Source organism: Pantoea sp. CTOTU50773 (genome assembly GCF_032082325.1).
Classification (GTDB): Bacteria; Pseudomonadota; Gammaproteobacteria; order Enterobacterales; family Enterobacteriaceae; genus Pantoea; species Pantoea communis.
Genome location: NZ_DAMDQC010000202.1, coordinates 1 through 6,899 on the forward strand (window position 1 = coordinate 1; position 6,899 = coordinate 6,899).

Consider the following 6,899-nt stretch of genomic DNA (forward strand, 5'->3'; position numbering starts at 1 on the left):
CGAAGGTCATCATTATGGATGAACCGACCGATGCTCTGAACGATACCGAAACCCTGTCGCTGTTCCGCGTCATCAATGAACTGAAAGCGCAGGGCTGCGGCATTGTTTATATCTCGCACCGTATGAAAGAGATCTTCGAGATTTGCGATGATGTCACCGTGTTTCGTGACGGGCAATTTATTGCCGAGCGCGCGGTGAGCGATCTCAGCGAAGAGAGTCTGATCGAGATGATGGTGGGCCGTAAGCTGGAAGATCAATATCCGCATATTGATCAGGCACCGGGCGATGTTCGTTTAACTGTTAAAAATCTCAGCGGGCCGGGCGTGGATAACGTCAGTTTCAACCTGCGCAAAGGGGAAATCCTTGGCATTTCCGGTTTAATGGGCGCGGGACGGACGGAACTGATGAAAGTGCTGTACGGCGCACTGCCTCGCAGCAACGGCACCGTTACGCTCAACGGTCGCGAAATTATTACCCGATCACCCCAGGACGGCCTGGCCAACGGCATCGTCTATATCTCAGAAGACCGCAAGCGCGATGGCCTGGTGCTCGGCATGTCGGTGAAAGAGAACATGTCATTGACCGCGCTGCGCTATTTCAGCCATGCCACCGGTAATCTGAAACACAGTGAAGAACAACTGGCAGTAGGCGACTTCATCCGTTTGTTCAACGTTAAAACCCCGTCAATGGAGCAGCCGATTGGCCTGCTGTCGGGTGGTAATCAGCAGAAAGTGGCGATTGCGCGCGGATTAATGACGCGCCCGAACGTACTGATTCTGGATGAGCCGACGCGTGGCGTGGACGTGGGTGCGAAAAAAGAGATTTATCAGTTAATTAACCAGTTTAAAGCCGAAGGGCTGAGCATCATTTTGGTGTCATCGGAAATGCCGGAAGTGCTGGGCATGAGCGATCGCATCCTGGTGATGCATGAAGGCCATCTGAGTGGCGAATTTTCCCGTGAGCAGGCTACCCAGGAATCCCTGATGGCGGCGGCAGTCGGTAAGCAACACAGCGAGGAGTTAGTTGTATGAGCACCCAAACCTTACCCGCCAGCCGTCGCTGGTTTAGCAAAGCCTGGCTGCTGGAGCAGAAATCGCTGATTGCGCTGATCGTGCTGATTGCCGTGGTGGCGAGCCAAAGCCCGAACTTCTTCACCGTTGCCAACATGTTCAACATCCTGCAGCAGACCTCGGTTAACGCCATTATGGCCGTCGGCATGACGCTGGTGATTCTGACTTCGGGTATTGATCTGTCGGTGGGATCGCTGCTGGCGCTCACCGGTGCAGTCGCCGCCTCAATTGTCGGTTTGGAAGTGAATGCGCTGGTGGCAGTAGCGGCTTCGCTGGCGCTGGGTGCGGCGATTGGTGGTATTACCGGCGTGATTGTGGCGCGCGGCAAGGTACAGGCGTTTATCGCCACGCTGGTGATGATGCTGCTGCTGCGCGGCGTCACCATGGTGTACACCAACGGTAGCCCGATCAACACCGGTTTCAGTGATAACGCCGATCTGTTCGGCTGGTTCGGTATTGGCCGTCCGCTGGGTATCCCAACGCCGGTGTGGCTGATGGCAGTGGTGTTCGCGCTGGCGTGGTACATGCTGCATCACACGCGCCTCGGTCGTTACATCTATGCGTTAGGCGGCAATGAAGCGGCGACACGTCTGTCAGGTATCAATGTTAACCGCGTCAAAATCATCGTCTATTCGCTGTGTGGTCTGCTGGCAGCGCTGGCGGGCACCATCGAAGTGGCGCGGCTTTCCTCTGCGCAACCGACGGCAGGTACCGGTTATGAACTGGATGCCATCGCGGCGGTGGTCTTAGGCGGAACCAGCCTGGCGGGCGGTAAAGGTCGCATTATGGGCACGCTGATTGGCGCGCTGATCCTGGGTTTCCTGAACAACGGCCTGAATCTGATGGGCGTATCTTCTTACTACCAAATGATTGTTAAAGCCGTTGTCATTCTGCTGGCGGTGCTGGTGGATAACAAAAGCAGCAAATAACTCTGACCTTCACACAGGACTCTATAAATGAAAAAGTTAACTGCATTGGCCGTCATCCTTGGCGCCACCCTCAGTGCTGGCGCGATGGCTAAGGACACCATTGCGCTGGTTGTATCAACGCTGAATAATCCGTTCTTTGTGTCTCTGAAAGATGGCGCACAGAAAGAAGCCGACAAACTGGGTTATAACCTGGTGGTGCTGGATTCGCAGAATAACCCGGCGAAAGAGCTGGCGAACGTACAGGATCTGACTGTGCGTGGCACCAAGCTGATGCTGATTAACCCAACGGATTCTGATGCCGTGGGTAACGCCGTGAAGATGGCCAACCAGGCCAACATTCCGGTGATCACCTTGGACCGCGTGGCGGCACAAGGCACCGTGGTGAGCCACGTGGCTTCTGACAACCGCTTCGGCGGCAAAATGGCCGGTGACTTCATCGCGAAGAAACTGGGCGATGGCGCAAAAATCATCGAGCTGCAGGGTATTGCCGGGACTTCCGCAGCGCGCGAGCGTGGCGAAGGCTTCAAGCAGGCTGCTGATGCGCACAAATTTAATATCCTGGCGAGCCAGCCAGCAGATTTCGACCGTACTAAAGGTCTGAACGTGATGCAGAACCTGCTGCAGGCGCATCCGGATGTACAGGCTGTATTTGCTCAGAACGACGAAATGGCGCTGGGCGCACTGCGTGCGCTGCAGACTGCCGGTAAAACCGATGTACTGGTGGTGGGCTTTGACGGTACCGCTGACGGTGTGAAAGCGGTAGAAGCCGGTAAACTGACCGCCACAGTGGCGCAGATGCCTGATAAAATTGGCGTGATTGGTGTGGACACTGCAGATAAAGTGCTGAAAGGCGAAAAAGTACAGTCGGTTAATCCAGTTGACCTGAAGCTGGTCACCAAATAAAAAACAAAGAAAAGCATGGCAACGCGCCACCGTCCTGGTGGCGCAACTTTCTGGATCACTCCCTATGAACACAAGTGCAAAACTGGCGGTACTTGGCAGCATCAATGCCGACCACATTCTGAACCTCACCCATTTTCCGCGTCCGGGCGAAACGGTGATCGGCAAACAGTATCAGATTGCCTTTGGTGGCAAAGGGGCTAACCAGGCCGTGGCGGCCGGTCGTGCTGGCGCGGATATCGCTTTTATTGCCTGTGTAGGTGCAGATGACATTGGCGAACGTATCCGCCAGCAGCTGCAGCAGGACCGTATTGATACTGCTCCGGTAGAAATCGTGGCAGACGAAGCCACCGGCGTGGCGATGATCTTCGTGAATGGCGAAGGTGAAAATAATATCGGCATCTATTCCGGTGCTAACGCGGCGCTGACGCCAGCCTGTGTCGATCGCCATCAGCAAGTGATTGCTGATGCTGAGGCCTTGCTGATGCAGTTGGAATCGCCGCTGGAAAGCGTGTTGGCGGCAGCGAAGATTGCGCGTGCCAATGCCACGCAAGTGATTCTGAATCCAGCGCCTGCCACACATTTGTCTGATGAGATGCTGGCCTTAATCGATATCATCACACCTAACGAAACCGAAGCCGAAATTCTGACCGGCATCGCGGTGAAAAGTGATGAAGATGCAGCACATGCGGCGCAGGCGTTGCATGATAAAGGCATCTCTACCGTTTTGATTACCTTGGGTCGTCGTGGTGTGTGGTTGAGCGAGCAGGGCACAGGCGTGCGTATTCCGGGCTTCACCGTGCAGGCTATCGACACCATCGCAGCGGGCGATACTTTTAACGGTGCCTTTATTACCGCGCGTCTGGAAGGTGTTGCAATGCATGATGCCGTGCGTTTTGCCCATGCCGCCGCCGCGATTGCGGTGACGCGTCCGGGTGCGCAGCCCTCAGTGCCGTGGCGCACTGAGATCGATAACTTCCTGCAGCAACAGGGTTAAGCCTTTGGCGACCATGAAAGATGTCGCCCGCCTGGCGGGCGTCTCCACTTCCACTGTTTCCCACGTCATCAATAACAATCGTTTTGTGAGCGAACAGGTGCGGGAAAAAGTGGATCAGGCAATCCGTGAGCTGAATTACGCGCCTTCTGCATTGGCGCGCAGTCTGAAGATCAATCAGACGCGCACTATTGGCATGTTGCTGACGGCCAGTAGTAACCCGTTCTATTCAGAAGTGGTGCGTGGCGTAGAAAATAGCTGCTACGAGCGCGGCTACAGCCTGATTCTGTGCAATACCGAAGGCGATGAAGAGCGCATGAATCGCAGCCTCGAAACGTTGATGCAAAAGCGCGTTGATGGCTTGCTGATGATGTGCACTGAAACGCATCTCCCTTCCGCAGAGATCCTTAACCGTTATCCTTCAGTCCCGATGGTGATGATGGACTGGGCCCCGTTTGAAGGGCGTGGCGACATTATTCAGGATAACGCGCTGCTGGGCGGTGAGCTGGCGACGCAGCATCTGATCGACCGTGGATACACCCGTATCGCCTGTATTGCCGGGCCTCAGGATAAAACCCCGGCGCGTTTGCGTCTGGAAGGTTTCCATAAAGCGATGGAAAGCAGTGGATTGCCGGTGTTGCCAGGTTATGTGGTTGACGGTGATTTCGAGTTTCAGGGCGGCTTCAACGCGATGAACCAACTGCTGACGTTAGAGTTGCTGCCCGAAGCGGTTTTCACCAGTAACGATGCGATGGCAGTGGGCGTTTATCACGCACTCTTCCAGGCGGGATTACGCGTGCCGCAAGATATCGCGGTGATGGGCTATGACAATATAGAACTGGCGCGTTATCTCACGCCACCGCTTAGTACCATCCATCAGCCCAAGGATGAACTGGGCGAACTGGCGATTGATACGCTGATTCATCGTATGAGCGATCCCGACGCCAGCCAGCAAACGCTGGTATTGACGCCGGAGCTGGTGGAACGCGGTTCGGTTTAAGCGGTTTTCTTCTTTTTCTCGCGATTAGCGATCAGATTGCGGCCATCGCCGGGACGCAGCATCAGGAAAGCAAACGCGGACAGCACGGTGATCACGCCCATCGTCAGGAAGGTGGCGTGGAATTGCTGCACAGTTGTGCTCTCGAAATCCTGATAGAAACGCAGTACCGCCGCACTGACGGCCACGCCAAAGCTGATCGATACCTGCTGCGTTACTGCCAGCACGCTGTTACCACCGCTGGCATTCTCATCATTCAAATCGGCCAGTGTGATGGTGTTCATCGCGGTGAATTGTGTCGACATCGCCATACCTAATACAAACAGCGCGGCTAACAGCATTAATACACTTTCACCCGGTGTTTGCAGTGAGAAGCTGGCGACAAGAATGCCGATGATGATGGTGATACCGACCAGCGTTTTACGATAGCCGAAGCGACGTAGCACTTGTGTCACGGTGGATTTGGCCAGCAGCGAGCCAATCGCTGTTGGCCCCATCATGCAACCCGCTATCAGTGCGGGATAACCAAAGCCCACCTGTAACATCAATGGCATCAGGAAGGGAATACAACCCGTGCCCAGACGTGCCGCGATATTACCAATGATGCCGACCGAGAAGGTTCGGGTCTTAAACATCGGTAAGTTGATCAGCGGTGCAGGATGGCGGCGTGCATGCACTATATATAGAAGCAATAGCGCGACACCGGCTAACAGCACCAGCACCGCCTGCCACGGCGACACGATACGCTCTCCGAACAGTTCGATACCGACGGATATCAGCACCAGACCTAAGCCAAACAGAATGAAGCCGCCAAAATCAAAGCGGCGCTTAGGCGTGGTGAAATCCGGCATATATTTACGTGCATAGAAGATGCCCGCGATGCCGATGGGAATGTTAATCAGGAATATCCAGTGCCAGCTGGCGTAGGTGACCAGCAAGCCACCGAGCATCGGCCCCAGAATCGGTCCGACTAATCCCGGCATGGTCACAAAGTTAAGTACCGGCAGCAATTCACTGCGTGGATAAGCACGCAACAATGCCAGGCGCGCGACCGGCATCATCATCGCGCCACCAACACCCTGGATAATGCGTGAGATAACCAGCATGCTCAGCGAGCCCGAGAGTGCACATGCTAAAGACCCTAACGTAAACAGTGAAACGGCCACGATAAAGACTTTGCGCGTGCCGAAGCGATCGGCCAGCCAGCCGCTGACCGGGATCAGCATGGCGACAGTGAGCGTATAGCTGATCACAGCAGATTGCATGGCAAGAGGGGATCGGTCGAGACTGGTGGCGATAGCAGGAAGCGCAGTATTGAGGATGGTGGCATCGAGGGCTTGCATGAAAAACGCCATTGCGGCGATCCAGGGCAAGCCGGCCATACTGCGCGCGGAGCGAATCATTGAAAGTCCTTCTTTAATAATTGTTCAGTCTGCAACAAAGAAAACGGCGTTGGACTAACAGAATAGCATTGGTGCTTATACGCGTGACGCTGATTTGTGCCGCCAAACGGGCGCTTTTGACTGATTATTGATCGAGAAATGTCTGTTTTTAGCCTGTTCGGTTAAAAAAGTAGCGCTCAGTCAATTTTTTGCAATAAACCCTTGTCAGCCCCGAATAACTCCCTATAATGCGCCACCACTGAGACGGCAAAGCGGCAACGCAGGCGGCTCAGCAGGGAGTGAAGAAATTCATCCCGCCGGAGAAAAACGCTGAAAAAAGTGTTTGACTCTGAAGGAGGAAGGCGTAATATACGCCACCTCGCAACAGCAGCTTAAGGCGCTGATTGCACCGCTCTTTAACAATTTATCAGACAATCTGTGTGGGCACTCGCAGGATTGATATCAGCGTCTCCGGACGTAAAAAATATCAAGTCTCACGAGTGAACACATAATGAAATTCATTATGACGTTTTACAGATGAGCATCGCTGCACTTGTTGCAGCAAATCAAACTTTAAATTGAAGAGTTTGATCATGGCTCAGATTGAACGCTGGCGGCAGGCCTAAC

The 6,899-nt window shown here is 54.3% G+C and carries 6 protein-coding genes; 5 read left to right on the top strand and 1 reads right to left on the bottom strand.

Translation table 11 applies throughout. The annotated features are described in order from the left end of the window. From RT340_RS20925 to rbsR, 5 genes are all read left to right on the top strand, one after another. Positions 1-1,031 (top strand): ATP-binding cassette domain-containing protein (locus RT340_RS20925; RefSeq protein ID WP_313377641.1); only part of this gene is annotated, 1,031 nt, incomplete at its 5' end. Further along, positions 1,028-1,999, top strand: coding sequence for a ribose ABC transporter permease (gene rbsC / locus RT340_RS20930; RefSeq protein ID WP_034830072.1), 972 nt, complete (start codon positions 1,028-1,030; stop codon positions 1,997-1,999). The genes RT340_RS20925 and rbsC, both read left to right, overlap by 4 nt. A gap of 27 nt (positions 2,000-2,026) precedes the next feature. Next, positions 2,027-2,902 carry a ribose ABC transporter substrate-binding protein RbsB gene (gene rbsB / locus RT340_RS20935; protein WP_034830075.1) on the top strand — a complete coding sequence of 292 codons (876 nt, stop codon included), beginning with the start codon at positions 2,027-2,029 and terminating at the stop codon, positions 2,900-2,902. A 64-nt stretch (positions 2,903-2,966) separates the two neighbouring features. Further along, a complete protein-coding gene (gene rbsK, locus RT340_RS20940) occupies positions 2,967-3,896 on the top strand; it encodes a ribokinase (RefSeq protein ID WP_211728904.1) in 930 nt (309 codons plus the stop codon). A gap of 13 nt (positions 3,897-3,909) precedes the next feature. Beyond that, positions 3,910-4,893 (top strand): ribose operon transcriptional repressor RbsR, encoded by a 984-nt coding sequence (gene rbsR, locus RT340_RS20945; protein ID WP_211728908.1) that lies wholly within the window; start codon positions 3,910-3,912, stop codon positions 4,891-4,893. Here the strand turns inward: rbsR and mdtD are convergent. Next, complete coding sequence (mdtD, locus tag RT340_RS20950; protein ID WP_034830079.1) at positions 4,890-6,293, bottom strand: multidrug transporter subunit MdtD; 1,404 nt, start codon at positions 6,291-6,293, stop codon at positions 4,890-4,892. The genes rbsR and mdtD overlap by 4 nt on opposite strands. Positions 6,294-6,899 lie beyond the last annotated feature (606 nt).